General features: G+C 45.1%; 13 protein-coding genes. 3 read left to right on the forward strand and 10 right to left on the reverse strand.

Annotation, left to right across the window (positions count from 1 at the left end):
• Positions 1–24 precede the first annotated feature (24 nt).
• The 6 genes from ACLHG7_RS12600 to ACLHG7_RS12625 all read right to left on the reverse strand — a co-directional run bounded on the left by ACLHG7_RS12600 (position 25) and on the right by ACLHG7_RS12625 (position 5,974).
• Positions 25–1,533 (reverse strand): efflux transporter outer membrane subunit, encoded by a 1,509-nt coding sequence (locus ACLHG7_RS12600; protein ID WP_410211355.1) that lies wholly within the window; start codon positions 1,531–1,533, stop codon positions 25–27.
• Positions 1,533–2,495, reverse strand: coding sequence for an efflux RND transporter periplasmic adaptor subunit (locus tag ACLHG7_RS12605; protein ID WP_410211356.1), 963 nt, complete (start codon positions 2,493–2,495; stop codon positions 1,533–1,535). The genes ACLHG7_RS12600 and ACLHG7_RS12605 overlap by 1 nt, the downstream gene beginning before the upstream one ends.
• Before the next feature lie 6 nt (positions 2,496–2,501).
• Complete coding sequence (locus ACLHG7_RS12610) at positions 2,502–2,732, reverse strand: DUF1656 domain-containing protein (RefSeq protein WP_114898577.1); 231 nt, start codon at positions 2,730–2,732, stop codon at positions 2,502–2,504.
• A complete protein-coding gene (locus tag ACLHG7_RS12615; RefSeq protein WP_410211357.1) occupies positions 2,729–4,846 on the reverse strand; it encodes an FUSC family protein in 2,118 nt (705 codons plus the stop codon). The genes ACLHG7_RS12610 and ACLHG7_RS12615 overlap by 4 nt, the downstream gene beginning before the upstream one ends.
• Positions 4,847–4,977: 131 nt before the next feature.
• Positions 4,978–5,625 carry a thiamine phosphate synthase gene (gene thiE / locus ACLHG7_RS12620; RefSeq protein WP_410211358.1) on the reverse strand — a complete coding sequence of 216 codons (648 nt, stop codon included), beginning with the start codon at positions 5,623–5,625 and terminating at the stop codon, positions 4,978–4,980.
• Entirely contained in the window at positions 5,612–5,974 is a 363-nt protein-coding gene (locus ACLHG7_RS12625; RefSeq protein WP_410211618.1) for an Mpo1-like protein, read from the reverse strand. The genes thiE and ACLHG7_RS12625 overlap by 14 nt, the downstream gene beginning before the upstream one ends.
• A 162-nt stretch (positions 5,975–6,136) precedes the next feature.
• Between ACLHG7_RS12625 and rlmKL the strand changes: the two genes are divergently transcribed.
• Together rlmKL and ACLHG7_RS12635 are read left to right on the forward strand one after the other, a co-directional pair.
• Positions 6,137–8,395: a bifunctional 23S rRNA (guanine(2069)-N(7))-methyltransferase RlmK/23S rRNA (guanine(2445)-N(2))-methyltransferase RlmL gene (rlmKL, locus tag ACLHG7_RS12630; protein ID WP_410211359.1), complete on the forward strand. Its 2,259-nt coding sequence runs from the start codon at positions 6,137–6,139 to the stop codon at positions 8,393–8,395.
• A gap of 24 nt (positions 8,396–8,419) precedes the next feature.
• Positions 8,420–9,298 carry a Rossmann-like and DUF2520 domain-containing protein gene (locus tag ACLHG7_RS12635; protein ID WP_410211360.1) on the forward strand — a complete coding sequence of 293 codons (879 nt, stop codon included), beginning with the start codon at positions 8,420–8,422 and terminating at the stop codon, positions 9,296–9,298.
• 79 nt (positions 9,299–9,377) lie between these two features.
• On the opposite strand, the gene rapA is transcribed toward ACLHG7_RS12635, so the two are convergent.
• The 4 genes from rapA to ACLHG7_RS12655 form a co-directional block, all read right to left on the reverse strand.
• Positions 9,378–12,197, reverse strand: coding sequence for an RNA polymerase-associated protein RapA (gene rapA, locus ACLHG7_RS12640; RefSeq protein WP_410211361.1), 2,820 nt, complete (start codon positions 12,195–12,197; stop codon positions 9,378–9,380).
• 176 nt (positions 12,198–12,373) lie between these two features.
• The gene (locus ACLHG7_RS12645) at positions 12,374–13,045 is read right to left on the reverse strand and encodes an RluA family pseudouridine synthase (RefSeq protein WP_410211362.1); all 672 of its coding nucleotides are present in this window, start codon (positions 13,043–13,045) and stop codon (positions 12,374–12,376) included.
• A 111-nt stretch (positions 13,046–13,156) separates the two neighbouring features.
• Positions 13,157–13,780, reverse strand: coding sequence for a glutathione S-transferase family protein (locus ACLHG7_RS12650; RefSeq protein ID WP_410211363.1), 624 nt, complete (start codon positions 13,778–13,780; stop codon positions 13,157–13,159).
• A gap of 107 nt (positions 13,781–13,887) precedes the next feature.
• Entirely contained in the window at positions 13,888–15,120 is a 1,233-nt protein-coding gene (locus tag ACLHG7_RS12655) for a S1C family serine protease (RefSeq protein ID WP_410211619.1), read from the reverse strand.
• Positions 15,121–15,313: 193 nt separating this feature from the next.
• Here ACLHG7_RS12655 and ACLHG7_RS12660 point away from each other — a divergent pair, with 193 nt between their 5' ends.
• Entirely contained in the window at positions 15,314–16,111 is a 798-nt protein-coding gene (locus ACLHG7_RS12660; protein ID WP_410211364.1) for a Nif3-like dinuclear metal center hexameric protein, read from the forward strand.
• Positions 16,112–16,216 lie beyond the last annotated feature (105 nt).

Raw genomic sequence — 16,216 nt, forward strand, 5'->3', positions numbered from 1 at the left:
GTGGGTTAAATACTAACCCGCTCTTTATTTTTTAGTGATGTCCGAACTTTCAGACTTAATCGATTTAGACAGTGGGTCTTGGACAATAATTGCTTTTGGCGCTGGTGTGTCAGGTTCCCACCCTCCTCCCAATGCTAAAAACACGGCGACTTGATCCAATAAAATCTTCCCTTCTACACTTGCCAAGGACTGTTCAGCAGTTGCTAACGTTCTATCGGCATCTAAGACAGGTAGATAACTTTGACGGCCTAACTTGAATAAGGTCTCAGAATCTTTTGCCGACTTTCTGGCTTTATCCAAAGCTGTTTTCAAATACGCTTGTCTGTCTAGATCACGCGCATAGGTCTCCAAAGCACTTTCCGTTTCACGTAGTGCATTGAGCACAACACCATCAAATTTTGCATACACAGCTTGTTGCTCTGCTTCAGCACCGCGAATACGAGCACCAAGTCGATCACGCTCAGGAAATTGCCAACTGATCAATGGGCCAATTCCAAAACTCACTGTATCATCATGTAAGAAATGACTTGCTAAACCTACGGAACCCAAGGAAGCACCAAAGGTAACTTTAGGATACAAGTCTGCAGTTAATATGCCAATCTTCGCAGTTGCTGAATGTAGCTCATATTCGGCCTTTCTGACATCGGGGCGACGTTTGAGTAGTGTCATGCCATCACCTACGGGCAACAATACACTGAGCTTCGGCTCTGTCTTGCACATCGCAACCGTTTGCGAGAAATCTGCCGGAACATGACCTGTCAGCACGGCAAGACGGTAAAGTGCAAGCCGCTTTTGAGCATAGAGTAAAGGCATATTTGCCCGGATCTGATCTTCTTGACCTGATGAGCGTGTGGTATCCAGAGAAGTACCGCGCCCCGCATTAAATAAACGCTGAGTCAATTTTGTACTGCTTGCCTGAATGCCCAAAACCTTGTTAGCAACTTCGATCTCATGGCCTGTTGAACAGGCATCCATGTACGCCCTAGCAGTCTCGGCAATTACAGTGATTTTAGTCGCGTCTTGTGCAGCAACTGCTGTGCCTAGATCAGCTTTGGCCGATTCAATGGTACGTGAAATCTGTCCAAATAAATCCAACTGATACGCAACCGATATACCGGAAGAATATACATACGAATTCGGTAGAGCCTTGCCTTCCGTTGGAACGAGTTTTTCCTCGGCAGAGAAACGCGCATATTCTGCACCAGCGGACATCGATACTTCGGGATGACGACTGGAGTCAGCATATTCTAGATTGGTCTGAGCTCTGGCAAGATTTGCCGCGGCAACTCTTAAATCAGTATTCGTTTTGATCGTTTGCTCAATCAACGCAGTCAAAGTAGGATCTTTATACAGCTTCCACCATTCACTCGGCGGTGCCGATTGGGCTAATGCTGCATTTTTACTACCCAGAAATGCACCATTGGCATCGGTACGACCAATCACGGCATCAGCAGGGCGGTGGTAATTTGGCCCAACCGTCGTACAAGAAGCAAGGACAGCAGATACCGCAGCACAAAGCAGGAGGCGACGCATTATGAAGCTCCTTGCACAGGCTTAACCTCAGATGTGGGTACAACTTGAGTTGTGTTTGTCGTCGTTGTTTGTACTGGCTTAGACTCAGTGGATTTATCTCTTGGGATCACCTCAACAGATGCCGTACGTCCCAAAATGAGCTGCGTACTCTCAGGCACCTCATCCAGCAGAATCCGCACAGGAATACGCTGTGCAAGCCGAACCCAGTTAAACGTCGGGTTCACGTTTGCCAGTAAATTACTGCTTGCACCGAGTTCACGATCCTCGATACCGCCAGCGATACTGTCGACATGACCTTTGAGTACTTTGTTCCAACCCATCAGGCGGACATGAACCTCATCACCAACCTGAATATGGTCGATTTTGGTTTCTTCAAAGTAACCAATTACATAAATAGACTGCAAGTCAATAAGTGCTAAAACGGCCTTCCCAGCCGTCGCATAAGTCCCCGGCCTAAGCTCAAGATTGGTAACACGACCGTTCACAGAGGCCCTAATATCAGTCCTAGACAGATTAAGCTCGGCACTCTCTAGCGCTGTCATATCTTGGGCGATGAGTGCTCTGAGTTGATCTCTCTTTGAAATACTTTGTTCACTCTGCTCTGCAGAAACCAAATCCCTTAATGATACATTACGTTTGACCTCCCGCTCAGCTTGATCAAGCTGAGTCCGAGCACTTTCAAGGGATGCTTTGGCCTGATCCACTGCTAAACGATAGCGCTCATGATCGATCACAAAAAGAACATCGCCAGCTTTAACCTCTTGGTTATCTCGAACCAAAACTTTAGTCACTAGCCCTGAAACATCTGGGGCAATCTGCACGACATTGGCACGAATACGTCCATCACGTGTCCAGGGCTGGACTTTGTAGTGCTGCCAAAGTAAATACAGAATAACCAATGCAATCACGACAACGATGGTGGTAATTGCGTACCGTGTCATCTGGACAAGTTTTGTATTCATGGAGGATTAGCCCAAAATCGAGTGAAAAAAATCTGCGAATGTTGACATCGTCAATGCGATCACACCCCAGAGAATGACAAATAAAGAAATATCTAACAAATTTTGATGCGCAACAAAACGGTAGAAACCGACCCGTTGTAATAGACGTCTAAAAAGCACATGTAATAATCCTGCGATGCCCGCAGTAAACAAAGCCGTACTGATGAAGACTCCGAAAATATTTACTTCTGCAATCATGCTAAATACTCCACGGGTTGATACGCCGCCGCATGGGGAAAAAGATTACGCCTAAGCCCTGTACTTGCAATCAGTCCATTTAGGCGCAGATCTTTGGTATCAAAGGTATTTGGCTTGGTATAAGGCAAAGACCGCCAATTCAGTATCTCGGTAATAATTGCGTCGATCTCGGCAACAAGTTCTGTTTTAGGTGGCTCATAGCCTTTCTTTGCCATACCCAGAAAATATCCTTCCAATTGCTTTAGCAAAATATTGATTTTATTTTGGATAGATTGTGGCATCCCTTTTGCCGCAATTCTCAGCTCAAGAATATTAAAACCTATGGGTAAGTCTTTCAGTGCATTATCGATCTTAAGACTTTCTGAATTTTGAGCAATGGCAAGACGAGGGATCAGTAATCCTAATCGATCCAGCATCAAACTAGCCCAAGTCACATATTCTTTAGGAATCTTGCCAGTTGCATGCTGAGCAAGCTCTTCCCAGCCCGCTTTTAAAATACGATGGATACTGACATCGACACGAATCACACGAATGAAAAGTGTGACCACAATTGCAACCAGCACGCCAGCCATACCTACAAGATTACCTATCACAAAATTTGGAAAATCAAGATGGAGTGACGGTGAAAAACCAATACCAGAGACCACCAGAATTCCAAAACTGAGCCCACCTAAAAATGTCGGTGGATTACTGATGAACATTCCTATCGGCACCATCAATGGAAATAACGACAAGGCCATCAAAGGAAAACTATCTATTGCCGGGAAAATCCCAAACACATAAAGTGCCGCAACAGGAAATGTCGTGATTGTCGCCATAAACATTTTTCGTTGCATCATGACTGGATTATCAAATGTGGCAAAAATACAGCACATCACAGCTGCTAGTCCCACAGCTGCAATACCTTGCGTCCACTGAAACACCATCGCAAAACCTGCACATGTCAGCACGGCAATACCCGCTGATGCAGCAGAGAACATTGCAAGGCCACGATCAACATGCAACGGTCGCTTTCTGTCTATAGAAACGATTTCTTTAATGATTCGATTTGGTTTTTCATAAGGCTGGAGAATTGCAGCATAGAGTGCCAAACAATCTGCCCAAGCCTCCACGAGATCTTTAATTCGGGTAACCAAGTTAAGCTCTAAAATATCTCGCCATGTGGGTGATACCACGTGCATAACCGCAATAGCGTGACACTCTTCAATCAATGCAGCAATCTTAAGCTGCTCTGAGCTCTGGCCACTTCTTTCAATCAAATCCTTATTGACTGCAATATTCTTAATATCCAGACCTGTAATCCACGCTTTCACCTCATTGACCAAGTGTTCTGTTCTAGGCGGGATTTCACCACTTTGACGTAGGGCTTGAAGTCGGTCTTCTATCGCATTGAGCAAAGGCAAAACAGTAATGAGACGCTCTTCAAGAGCTAAAATTGCATTGATGTAAGGTCGAGAAGCGGTAATCTCAAAACGAAAATTAGTCCCGATGATGGTTAACTCAGTCAAATCAATTGCGATGCGCCGTCTTGCTGTTCTCGCTGCAGACTCTGGTTCAGCCGAGAGCGCCGCTATCATCCAATTCTTAACATCTGCCAGTGTGGCATTGAGTTTTCCTAAAACAGCTCCCTCTGCCGTGCGCGGGAAAATTAAACTATGAGTCAATGTTGTACATACAACCCCAATGGTAATTTCTTCGGCACGCGCAAGCGCATTATCAAACAAACCTGTAGGATCAATAATCTGTGGAAGACCCACCAAGGCAGCGGTATACCCCGCTAGCATAATGACATAGCCTTTCGGAGTACGGTCCAGTAACGATAAATATAAACAAAACCCTACCCAGCATGCCATCACGACCATCAAAAGAATCGGCGTATCGACAAAGCTTGGAACAATAATCAACGCGGCCGCAGCCCCTATCAAGGTGCCCAACACACGGTAATATGCTTTAGATAAAATGGCTCCCGCAAAAGGCTGACTGGTAATAAATACCGTAATGACTGCCCACATGGGGTTAGATAGATTGAGGCTATAGGCAATAAAGAGCGCCATAACCACCGCAAGATAGCAGTTTATACCAAAGATAAAACTACGCGTATTCAGAACGCTCATACGGAAATGACCTGATTGATTTTTCTGAAAACCTCAGTGCCCAAACCACAAGACGTGGCCTAGTATTGCATTAGCTGACAAGGATTTAAATAGGATGCATCACTTTGCTGAATGATTTCATTCTAGCGTCATTACACATTTTGGAGTGTGTCTCGCCATCCATTAACGCGCTCTGCAATTTTTTCAACAGGAAGATTCAAGACATCCCCAACCACTGCGAATAAATTTACACCTGCTGACCGCACCTCATCAACATTCTCGGCAGTCAAACCACCAATGGCGCATATGGGTAATGTAAAACGTTCAACTGCGGCACTTAAAGTCTCTAGCTCAACTCGATTCGCATGAGGCTTGGTCAATGACGGAAAAACTGCACCAAACGCCAAGTAACTTGCACCATCATCGACGGCTTGTGAAGCCAATGCTAATGATGCATGACATGTACGACCAATGATCGCATCGGTACCCAAACGTGTTCTGGCATCAAGTAACGAACCATCACTCTGACCCAAGTGTACGCCACAGTACAGTTTCTCAGCGAGCGCGATATTATCATTAATAATCAATGGAACGTGATATTGTTTACATAATGATAATATATCTAACGCTTCGCTTTCTTGATCAGTTGGTAAAACTTGTTTGCGGCGATATTGTAATAAAGCAACACCCGCGCGCAGAGCTTCTTCTAACTTCGGAAACAGCACCTCAAAGGGATCATCGTTGGTAATAAGATAGAGCCCTTGAAGTGCTTTACTGGACCTGGAATTATTTTTTATCAAACTCTGGACCTTTTAAACTAATACGTCCACGCAACACATCACTGTACATACGAAAATCCGAAATAAAGCTATAGAGCGGTTGTTTAAAAGAAGCTGGTTTATTTCGCTCGAAAATGAAATGACCCACCCATGCACAGGCATACCCAGCGGTAATTCCCATAAGTGCATAACGTAGCTTACCTTTCTTCACTGCCACTCCAAGACCAATCAGACCAAAAGTGCTGCCCGCAAAATGCAATTTTCGACTGGTTGAGTTGGAGTGCTCCGTCAGATAGAACTTGTAAAACTGCTCATAATCTTTGATTGGCATCACTTGTTTACCGCTTGCAACGTTCTGTACATCACTCATTTCGACATCCTCTGGCAATTGATCCATCAATTTTGATTCACTTATACGGCTTGAATAAGTCGATTCACTCATTCTACTCCAAGAATTATCTTAAAATCAGGTAAACTATACGCTTTGTGATTGCTCTATTTATTTTGTTTCATATCTTTTTTGGAAAGCCCGATGACTGCTTCTGCACGCCGCTCTATTTACCATATCACTTGCGCCGACGGCCTAGAGCGCTTACTCGCAGAAGAAGTCGTCGAACTTGGCGCAACGATTGTGGATCACCAGCCCCCATTTCAACAAGGCCGTGTGATTATTGAAGGCACTTTAGAAACGGCTTATCGCATTTGTCTATGGTCACGCCTTGCCTCTCGTGTGCTACTGCCACTCTTTACCGTTGAGGTTGAGCGTCAGGATGTCCGCGACGTTGCCGAAGAGCTCTTTGAAGCAGCACGCGACTTCGATTGGTCCTTGATCTTCAGTCCACAAAGTACATTTGTCGTACGTATACAAACTGAACGTGACGTCAAGATGAACAGTCAGTTTGCGACACTACGCGTAAAAGACGCGATTGTAGACAGCTTTATGGACAGTCATGGTCGCCGCCCAAGTGTTGATACTCAAAATGCTGAAATCACTTTAACCGTGCTGGCTGGCTTACGTAGCCATACCTTTAGTCTGGATCTTTCCGGTGACAGCTTACATCGCCGTGGCTATCGCCATGCGATGACCGATGCACCGCTCAAAGAGAACTTGGCAGCAGCCATTCTTCGTCTCGCGAATTGGCATACCAACAAATACAACACCTTAATCGATCCGATGTGTGGTTCAGGTACCTTTGTGATCGAAGCCCTGCTGATGGCAACTGATCGTGCGGCGGGCTTAAATCGTCGCTTTGGTTTCACAGGATGGTCTGGGCATGATGGCCAAATCTGGAAAGAACTCAAACTCGAAGCACAAGATCGCTTTGAAGCGGCGCTCTCCAAACTTGTTGATGCCGATGAATATCCACTGATTGTTTATGCTTTTGATGCCGACTGGGAAGCAGTTAAAGCGACGCGAACCAACTTAATTGCTGCAGGACTCGAGCGCTGCTTGCCATTTATTAAGCTGGAAGAACGTACACTTGCGGATTGGCCTGACTTTCACTTGCAGCCAGCCACGGCAGAACATCCAGATACCGCCCTTATTATCACCAACCCACCATACGGTGAGCGTCTAGGTGACAAAGTCAGTAATCGTGCACTGTATCAAGGTTTAGGTTATAACTTGCAGAAATTTGCACCAAGCCAGACTGCAGCCATTATTGCCTCACAGATTGAACAAGCTGACGTCTTGCAACTGACTAATATCAGTAATACACGTCTGATGAACGGCAAATTACCGATCTATATTCGTATCGGTGATATTTTACCAACTTCAGCAAAACCTTCATTTCTACAAGCTTGGCAAACGCCCAATATTCAGTTGCCTGAAGAATCCGCTTCGGCCCAAGATTTTGTCAATCGCCTGATCAAGAATATTGCTAATCTGAAAAAACAGGCTGTCCGCGAAGGCGTCAGTAACTTACGCATCTACGATGCTGACCTACCAGAATTTAATCTTGCCGTTGATCTCTACGGCGACCAAGTTCACGTACAAGAGTATGCACCGCCTAAGATTATTGACCCAGAAAAAGCCAAGACACGTTTCAATTTAGCATTAGCCGCAGTTCGCCAAGTCTTAAACTTACCGCGTGAAAACGTCTATATCAAAACGCGCGCCCGTCAGAAAGGTAATGAACAGTACGAGAAGAAAAGCGATACCGGCAAACGCTTGATCGTACAGGAAGGACGTGCACGTCTTTACGTCAACTTCACCGATTATCTTGATACGGGTCTGTTTCTCGATCATCGCCCAATGCGCCTTAAAATTGCGCAAGAAGCACATGGTAAACACTTCCTCAATCTTTACGCTTACACGTGTACTGCCAGCGTTCACGCAGCTCTCGGGGGAGCAGCCAGTACGACGAGTGTGGACCTTTCCAATACTTACCTAGACTGGGGCAAAAACAACTTTGCCTTGAATGGACTTACTGTCGATCACCCCGACCAGCAACATCAATTCTTTGCTGCTGAAGTCTTTGAGTGGTTAAAAGAAGGCAGTGAAATGTATGATCTGATTTTTATCGATCCACCAACCTTCTCTAACTCCAAAAAATTCTTTGGTACCTTTGATATTCAACGTGATCATATGTCACTCATTAAGCGTGCGATGAATCGCTTAACCAGCGATGGTGTACTTTATTTCTCAAATAACTTCCGTCGTTTCGAGCTAGATGAGTTATTACCTGAAATGTTTGAAATCAAAGAAATTACTCAATCGACCATTGGTTTTGACTTCAAACGCAATACCAAGATTCATAAAGCATGGGAAATTCGTCACTTTCCGGTGTAATCGACAATGAATGAAGCACGACTTATGAAAGCACCGCCCGTGACATTGAATATCATCGGCTGCGGTAATGTTGGCAAAACATTGGGCCATCTTTGGACTCGCCAGAATGTTTTTAAGGTGCAAGACATTCTGAATCAATCTCACCAAAGCAGTATTGCTGCGGTTGATTTCATACAGGCAGGGCATGTGGTTCAATCATTTGCCGACTTACGTCCTGCTGATCTCTTTCTGATCGGCACACCTGATCAACATATCGCGGAAAGCTGCACTGCACTACTTGCATCAAAGATTCTTCGTGCCGGCAATATCGTTTTTCATTGTAGTGGTGCAATGCCCTCGTCGATTTTGGATGCCGTCCATGCTGTCGGCGCATCGATCGCCAGTATCCATCCCATTAAAAGTTTTGCTGATCCTAAAGCATCAACTTTAAGTTTTACAGGTACGTTTTGCGGGGCAGAAGGCACCCGAGATGCACTGGAGATTTTAATCCCGGCATTTGAAAAGATTGGTGGAAAGATTCTCGACATCGATCCAGCTCAAAAAACCTACTATCACGCTGCTGGTGTCGTTGTAAGTAATTATCTCACCGCACTTATGGAACTGGGTGTTCAAAGCTATATGCAAGCAGGCATCAGCCGCGAACAAGCACTTGCTATCATTGATCCTATTGCTCAAGGAACGCTACAAAATATAGTTAGTCTGGGTACAGCTCAAGCACTCACAGGACCGATAGCTCGGGGGGATGTAGAGACTGTAGTTAGGCAACTAGAGGCGTTTCAACAATGGAAGCCTGAGTTTGGGGAGTTGTATCGGTTGTTGGGTGGTGTAGCGTTGGGGTTGGCAGAGAAAAAAGATGCAACAGGGTCAAGACTAAAAGAATTAAGCAAATATCTAACAAACTAAATCCACGATAAAGTAGATTTATATACTGCTGATGGTTAGAAAACAGACTCTAAACCATCAGCAGTATATAAAATCTCACTTATTTCATCACCACCAACACCCGAATCGAATCCGGTACCAGTGACAACTGCTCAAGCAGTTGCAGGCCTTGAGCGCGTTGATGCGTTAATCTGTCAATTTCATCATCTCGTACACTTGGATTATGTGCTTTGAGATAAATCAGGCGATCCAGCTCTTGCTGCAGATGGTCGCCATAACGCTTCTGAGCCGTTTGTGAAAAACTCTTGATCTGCGCACGTGCGAGCTCTTCAGCTTGCTTATAACGCGCTTCAATCACATCACGACGCAACTTCACAACTTGACGCGCGTTGTTCATATCCAGTGCATGGATTTGTGGATGAAGCATCGCTGAGTTAATACGTGCAGATAAATCCTGACCGCTTTCACTGATCAAAACACGGATCAACTGCTGTGGCAAACTGGCGTTCAAGTTCAGGACCTTGGGCGCAATTACCTCAACCCGGAACCATGCCTCAATTAGGATCTTCCCTGCAGGAATCACTGAACTACGCAGTACAGCCACATTAGCATTGCCAAAAGGCTGAGTCCGAACCAGTTCAAAAATACGACCCATCAGTGGATGTTCAACCGTCAGGTATTCCGTATCTTCACGGGTCAGCGCTTGCTCGCGATGGAATGTCACGGTCATGCCATCTTCTGGCAAATCTAGTCCATCGACTAACATCTGATCAGAAGAATGAATAATTAAGCTACCATCATGCTGTTCATCATGTTCAATATTGGTTGAAGACAAGAAACGCAGCATAAAGTCGGGCAAGGTATTATGTGCATCTTGCTCTTGCATGGCTTGTACAATACGGCTGGCAACTTTTGGACGGCAGGAGTTGAACTCTAGCAGACGATCACGTCCCGCTTGCAATTCAGTCTCCAGTTCTAAGCGTTCATCATTCACTTGAGCCAGCAACGCATCAAACTGCTCGCCTGTATCACTCAGCAAGTGATCTTTCAGCTCGACCAAATGATTTTCTTGTAGGACTTGGGCAGTCGGTGAAATATGACCAAAAATATCCAATGCTTCGTTGTACCAACGGAACATGCGCTCTTGAGCTGTCGCCATCAAATACGGTACATGTATCTGGATACGATTTTGCTGACCGATACGATCCAGACGACCAATGCGTTGCTCAAGCACATCGGGATTGGATGGCATATCAAACAACACAAGGTTGCTGGCAAACTGGAAGTTGCGACCTTCTGAACCAATCTCAGAGCACAATAAAATCTGTGCGCCATAGGTGTCATCAGCAAAATAAGCAGCAGCCTGATCACGCTCCAGCAAGCTCATCGCCTCGTGGAACATCGCCGTGCGAATCCCACCGTGCACGCGCAAAGCAAGCTCTAGTGACTCAACAACAGGTCCGCTGCGTGCAATGAGCAATACTTTCTGATGCTTGAGTTCGGTCTTGAGCAGATTTAATAGCCAAGGGACACGAGGATCAGTCTGCATCCACTCGCCATCTAGTTGCTGCTCTTCTGGCCACATCTGCTGACGTAAGCTGCCTGTGATAGGCCAGCCTTCAGGTGCAGGTAAAGCTGCTGGCAAACAATCACGACCCTGGAAACCCTGAATCGCTTCGCGGGTATTACGGAATAAAATACGACCAGTTCCATGACGATCAAGTAATTCGTTGATCGCGCGGTAGCGTGCATCTGGGGTATCTTCTACAGGATGCCCCAAGAGCGCGGCGATTGCTTCGTGTTGTTCATCATCAAGCAAGCCCTCTTGCATCAGGGCTTCAGCGACTTGTGCAGTACTTGCGTAATTTGCCTCTTCATCAAGGAAATGATTTAACGTGTCAAAGCGTTCTGGATCAAGCAAACGCAAACGTGCAAAATGACTATCCACGCCCAATTGCTCAGGGGTAGCCGTTAATAGCAGCACACCCGCTGTTTGATCAGCAAACTCTGCCACCACGTCATAACGATCATTACCTCCGACATCTTCATGCCAGGTCAGATGATGCGCTTCATCAACGACTAACAGATCAAATCCTGCATCTAAAGCCTGTGCTTTTAAATCTTCATGATCAAGCAATAAATCGATACTGGCAATGATGCAGCTTTCAGTCGCAAATGGATTTGCTTCCGGGTCGTTTTCTTTAAGAAAAGCCGTACGCTCAAGATCAAATAATGAGAAGTTCAGATTGAAACGGCGACGCATTTCAATCATCCATTGATACTGCAAGGAATCAGGAACCAAAACAAGAATGCGCTCACTGCGACCGGTCACCAACTGCTGGTGCATAATCAGGCCCGCTTCGATGGTTTTACCCAAACCCACTTCATCGGCAAGGAGTACACGTGGCGCAAGCCTGCGACCCACTTCGTGGGCAATATAAAACTGATGAGGGATCAAACCTACGCGTGGACCGATCATACCGCGCAATAAACTGGTCGACATACGCGCCTGCATGAGCAAAGCTTCGATGCGTAGGTCATACCACTCTTTGGGTTCTAATTGACTGGCAAGCAAGCGCTCTAAAGGTCGTGCAAGCTGCAGATGTGCGGCTAGACGCGTTTCTGAAAGTGTTTTAGTGATTTCTGGCGCGCTAATTTGTGAACAATGGTAGCGCAGGACGCCTGATTTAACTTCGGTTGAAATCACCAACCAATCAATACCATCTTGATCCGTTAGAGAATCACCTGCTGCAAATATAATTCGTGATAATGGTGCTGTTGCACGCGAGTAGACCCGCGTCTCATCACTCTTTGGAAATAAAATACTGATGGTTCGCTCATCAACATCAACAAGCACGCCCAAACCCAACTCTGATTCGGTATCTGATAACCACCGCTGGCCTACTGCAAACTCTTGCATAACGCTTTTATTTCCAACTGAACTAAAGAATAGCAACTAAAAAATGATTGTTTTGACATCACTTGAGCACAAGGAAAACCAATCAAATTTCATGGTGCTCATTTTCACATATTTATACGATTTTTATCGTTCTTTTTCAAAAAATAAAGTATCTATTTCTTTATCAATCGCAATGATCATAGTGACCAGAAATCTGCATCTTGCGTATAGGTCACACGCTCACCTGTCACAGGATGATTAAAGCTAAGCGCTGCAGCATGCAGACACAAACGGTCTATCAGCCCAGAACCAACATCATCCGCATATAACGAATCACCCACTATCGCATGCCCGATATATTGGCTATGCACGCGCAATTGATGCGAACGTCCAGTAACTGGTTTCAGTAACACTTTTGTGACTAGTATATTGTTTATATTAAAATTATTAATAGCTTTCCAATTCGTGAGTGCCGCCTTGGGATGCAATGAATCCGCTACATGTAACGGAGGAGTAAGGGGCTCATAGCGCACAGGCACATCTATTTGCCCTTCACCAACTAATTCCCCGAGTAAAATAGCTTGATAGATTTTATCAGTCAGACGGGTTTCGAACTGTTTGGAGATATTACGCTGCGCCTCAATATTTAAGGCAAAAACCATTAAACCAGAGGTATCACGATCTAAACGATGGACTAATTTAATATTAGACTCAACCGCTTGTAAACGGGTTAATAAACTATCAAATAAATGCTCGCCTTTTCCCGGCACGGAAAGCAAACCCGATGACTTATTGACGATCAAATAATCATCACAGCGATAATGAACCGTAAAATGAGGTGCTTCAGGGACGACCGAATCGGTGGACATACAAAACGCTAACTATGATTTATAAATAACTATGTTTGCATTATAGCACTTGTTCGATGCTTTTAACGCACAAGCACTATTTTGCCTTGTTGCCAAAACAACGACTACCCTTTAGCGAACATCCTTAAATTGTTCATGCATACGTTGATAAAAGCGTAATAATGTTGGATGTTGCTCGTCAACCTTTAAGCCTGCCAATCGGCCAAAATCCAATGCTGCATAAAGGGTAAGATCTGCCGCGGTGATGTTATTTCCCGCCAAATAAGGCACAGCTTGCAAACGATGGTCAAAATAAGAAAAACGGGATTGAGCTCGGCGGCGTGCGACGGGTGCAACATCTGGAACCTGTTCGTACTTCCCAGCCCAAAATGGATGACCATGCTGAAATGCACTCATGAGCGGCAATAAAATCTCAATCTCAGCCTGACGACTATATTGATCGATCCAGACCTGCGTCATTAACTCATCACCGAACAATGGCGTATCTGGATATTTACCTTCCAGATATCGACAGATCGCCATTGACTCGGTGATGACCTGCCCATCATTAAGCTCTAGTGCTGGAATCTGCCCAAGAGGGTGAACCCGCAAATAGTCAGGGGCACGGTTTGCTGAATCGGACAAATTAATTCCAATCACCTCAAGTCCAATATCAACCGGATTCAGGCCTTTGGCGGCCAAAAACAAAAGAACTCGCCTCGGGTTCGGTGCTCGATCAGCAATATATAATTTCATTTTTCACAGTTCCCTTATCAAATTTTTCTATTTCAGACACCTAATAATAAACATCAAGTGCTGCATATCAGCACTTGATGTCTTAAATCTCAAATGATACTTAATCGTTACTGCCCACCAAACAACCCAAATGGCAACTGACCGGCATCATCATCGTTATTCTGGTCATCATCGTTCTTTGCTGTTGCGGGAGGACGTTCAGCAACATTGATGGTTAGCTTCAATGTCTGATCGCCACGTTTAACATTTAATTTAATTTGAGTATTTGGCTTTTGCAGCGCAACCAATTGAATGAGTTGGCCTGCCGTGGTAATCGGAGTGCCGTTCAGATCAATAATTGTATCATTTGCTTTTAGCCCACCTTTCTCTGCGGGACCACCCTTCTGCGTACCGACAATTTTTACACCAGCACTAGTCCCGGAACTGGCAACCAAATCATCCGCAGGATCTGCCTGGTTACGAACTTCAATACCGAGCCAACCACGCGTTACTTTTCCGCTTTGAATAATATCAGTTAAGACCTGTTGGGCTAGGTTTGCCGGAATGGCGAAGCCGATCCCCATGGACCCACCCGATCTTGAGAAAATAGCAGTATTGATGCCGACTAGACTCCCCGACACGTCAACCAAAGCTCCCCCTGAATTACCGGGATTGATCGCTGCATCGGTTTGAATAAAATCTTCATAAGCATTAATTCCAAGACCCGAACGGCCTGTTGCGGAGATGATCCCGTGCGTAACCGTTTGCCCCACGCCAAAGGGATTACCAATAGCCAAAACAATATCACCAACCTCAGTCGTTGACTTACGGAATGGTAATACCGGCAATCCGGTTAAATCTACTTTGATTACGGCCAGATCACTATCTGGGTCAGTACCCACCACTTTGGCTTGCGCACGCCTGCCATCATGCAAAGCGACAACAATTTTATCAGCTTTAGCAACCACATGATTATTCGTGAGGATATAACCATCCGCAGTCACTATGACACCAGAGCCCAAACTAGTCGGTTCTGGTGATTTATTGGAAGATCCATCAGATGAATTATCCTGATCAGAACGCCCTTGATGAAACTCAAAGAAACGGCGCAACATCGGATCTTGCAATAAAGGATGAACACGTACCTTTTGGGTGGTATAAATATTGACCACCGCAGGTGCAGCAACCTTAACAGCTGCACTATACGAAAATGCTGCACCTGAACCTTGCAGGACTAAAGGGGGCTGGTTTTGTACAGTCACAGTTTCCGTGTGTTTTTTCCATCCCTCTTGTAACTGCCAAAAATATGCCACAACTGCAACTAATAAAAACCAAGGCAATAACATCATGACACGCCGCACGTTCATTCCCCTCATGTACTGAACTAGTGAACAACTTTTACTGCATTGTGACGCATCACTCATACCAGCGCTGCATCATTTCTGAGACATCTTCAATATATCGCGATAATTTTTTAAATTTCACATAAACAATGCATTATTTTCACCTAGTTTAGGTAAACTTGTGAATCAACAAACTGTTATGTCTTGTGCTATGCCTGTATCTAGTCCGTTATCACCGAATACGACCCATCCTGAACTTTCACTAGCAGATCTTCTTCGCTGGTGCGATCAAACGTTGTCGCCCCACGCATTCAAAGATTATGCGCCTAATGGATTACAAGTTGAAGGTAAAGCAAATATTCGCAAAATCGTTACAGGCGTCACAGCAAATCTAGCATTTATAGACGCCGCAATTGCAGCCCAAGCCGATGCTATTCTGGTTCATCATGGCTACTTCTGGAAAGGTGAGGATGCTTGTCTAAAAGGCATGAAAGGAAAACGCATACAACGCTTATTTCAGCATCATCTTTCCTTGCTGGCCTATCACCTCCCCTTAGATGCGCATCCGGAACTCGGCAACAATAAAGCTTTTGCTGATCTTATGGGGTTTACGATGACTTCAGGATTAGATCCTGCCGAAAAATACCCGGTTGGAAATGTCGGATACTGCGACCCCATAACAGCTCCGGCAATGTGTGATTTGCTTGAACAAAGATTAGGGCGTAAACCGCGTCACCTTGCAGGGGGACCTGTCATCATTCGTAAAGTCGGTTGGTGTACGGGCGGTGCACAAGACTTCCTCACTCAAGCTGCCTTAATGGGATGTGATGCTTATTTCTCCGGTGAAGTCAGTGAACGGACTTTTCATGAGGCCACTGAGCTTGGCATTCATTATTTTGAATGTGGACATCATGCAACCGAACGTGGTGGGATACAACGACTAGGACAAGCCATTGCCAAACAGTTTGGAATTGATGTGGAATTTATTAATATCGAAAATCCCGTTTAACATCATCGTTTAATACCATCGTAATTCGCCCATTTTTTGGGCTTTAGCAACACAAACACACATATCACGCCTTGCCAAAGAGTGGTCGTTTGGGGCAAGGTATTG

The sequence above is a fragment of the Aquirhabdus sp. genome (assembly GCF_046462495.1).
Taxonomy (GTDB): Bacteria; Pseudomonadota; Gammaproteobacteria; order Pseudomonadales; family Moraxellaceae; genus Aquirhabdus.

Bases quoted from the DNA above. Each gene is read 5' to 3' on its own strand.
- rlmKL (WP_410211359.1), top strand. From the start codon at position 6,137: ATGACTGCTTCTGCACGCCGCTCTATTTACCATATCACTTGCGCCGAC.
- ACLHG7_RS12600 (WP_410211355.1), bottom strand. From the start codon at position 1,533: ATGCGTCGCCTCCTGCTTTGTGCTGCGGTATCTGCTGTCCTTGCTTCT.
- ACLHG7_RS12635 (WP_410211360.1), top strand. From the start codon at position 8,420: ATGAAAGCACCGCCCGTGACATTGAATATCATCGGCTGCGGTAATGTT.
- ACLHG7_RS12645 (WP_410211362.1), bottom strand. From the start codon at position 13,045: ATGTCCACCGATTCGGTCGTCCCTGAAGCACCTCATTTTACGGTTCAT.
- ACLHG7_RS12660 (WP_410211364.1), top strand. From the start codon at position 15,314: ATGCCTGTATCTAGTCCGTTATCACCGAATACGACCCATCCTGAACTT.
- ACLHG7_RS12610 (WP_114898577.1), bottom strand. From the start codon at position 2,732: ATGATTGCAGAAGTAAATATTTTCGGAGTCTTCATCAGTACGGCTTTG.
- ACLHG7_RS12605 (WP_410211356.1), bottom strand. From the start codon at position 2,495: ATGAATACAAAACTTGTCCAGATGACACGGTACGCAATTACCACCATC.
- ACLHG7_RS12615 (WP_410211357.1), bottom strand. From the start codon at position 4,846: ATGAGCGTTCTGAATACGCGTAGTTTTATCTTTGGTATAAACTGCTAT.
- ACLHG7_RS12650 (WP_410211363.1), bottom strand. From the start codon at position 13,780: ATGAAATTATATATTGCTGATCGAGCACCGAACCCGAGGCGAGTTCTT.
- rapA (WP_410211361.1), bottom strand. From the start codon at position 12,197: ATGCAAGAGTTTGCAGTAGGCCAGCGGTGGTTATCAGATACCGAATCA.
- ACLHG7_RS12625 (WP_410211618.1), bottom strand. From the start codon at position 5,974: ATGAGTGATGTACAGAACGTTGCAAGCGGTAAACAAGTGATGCCAATC.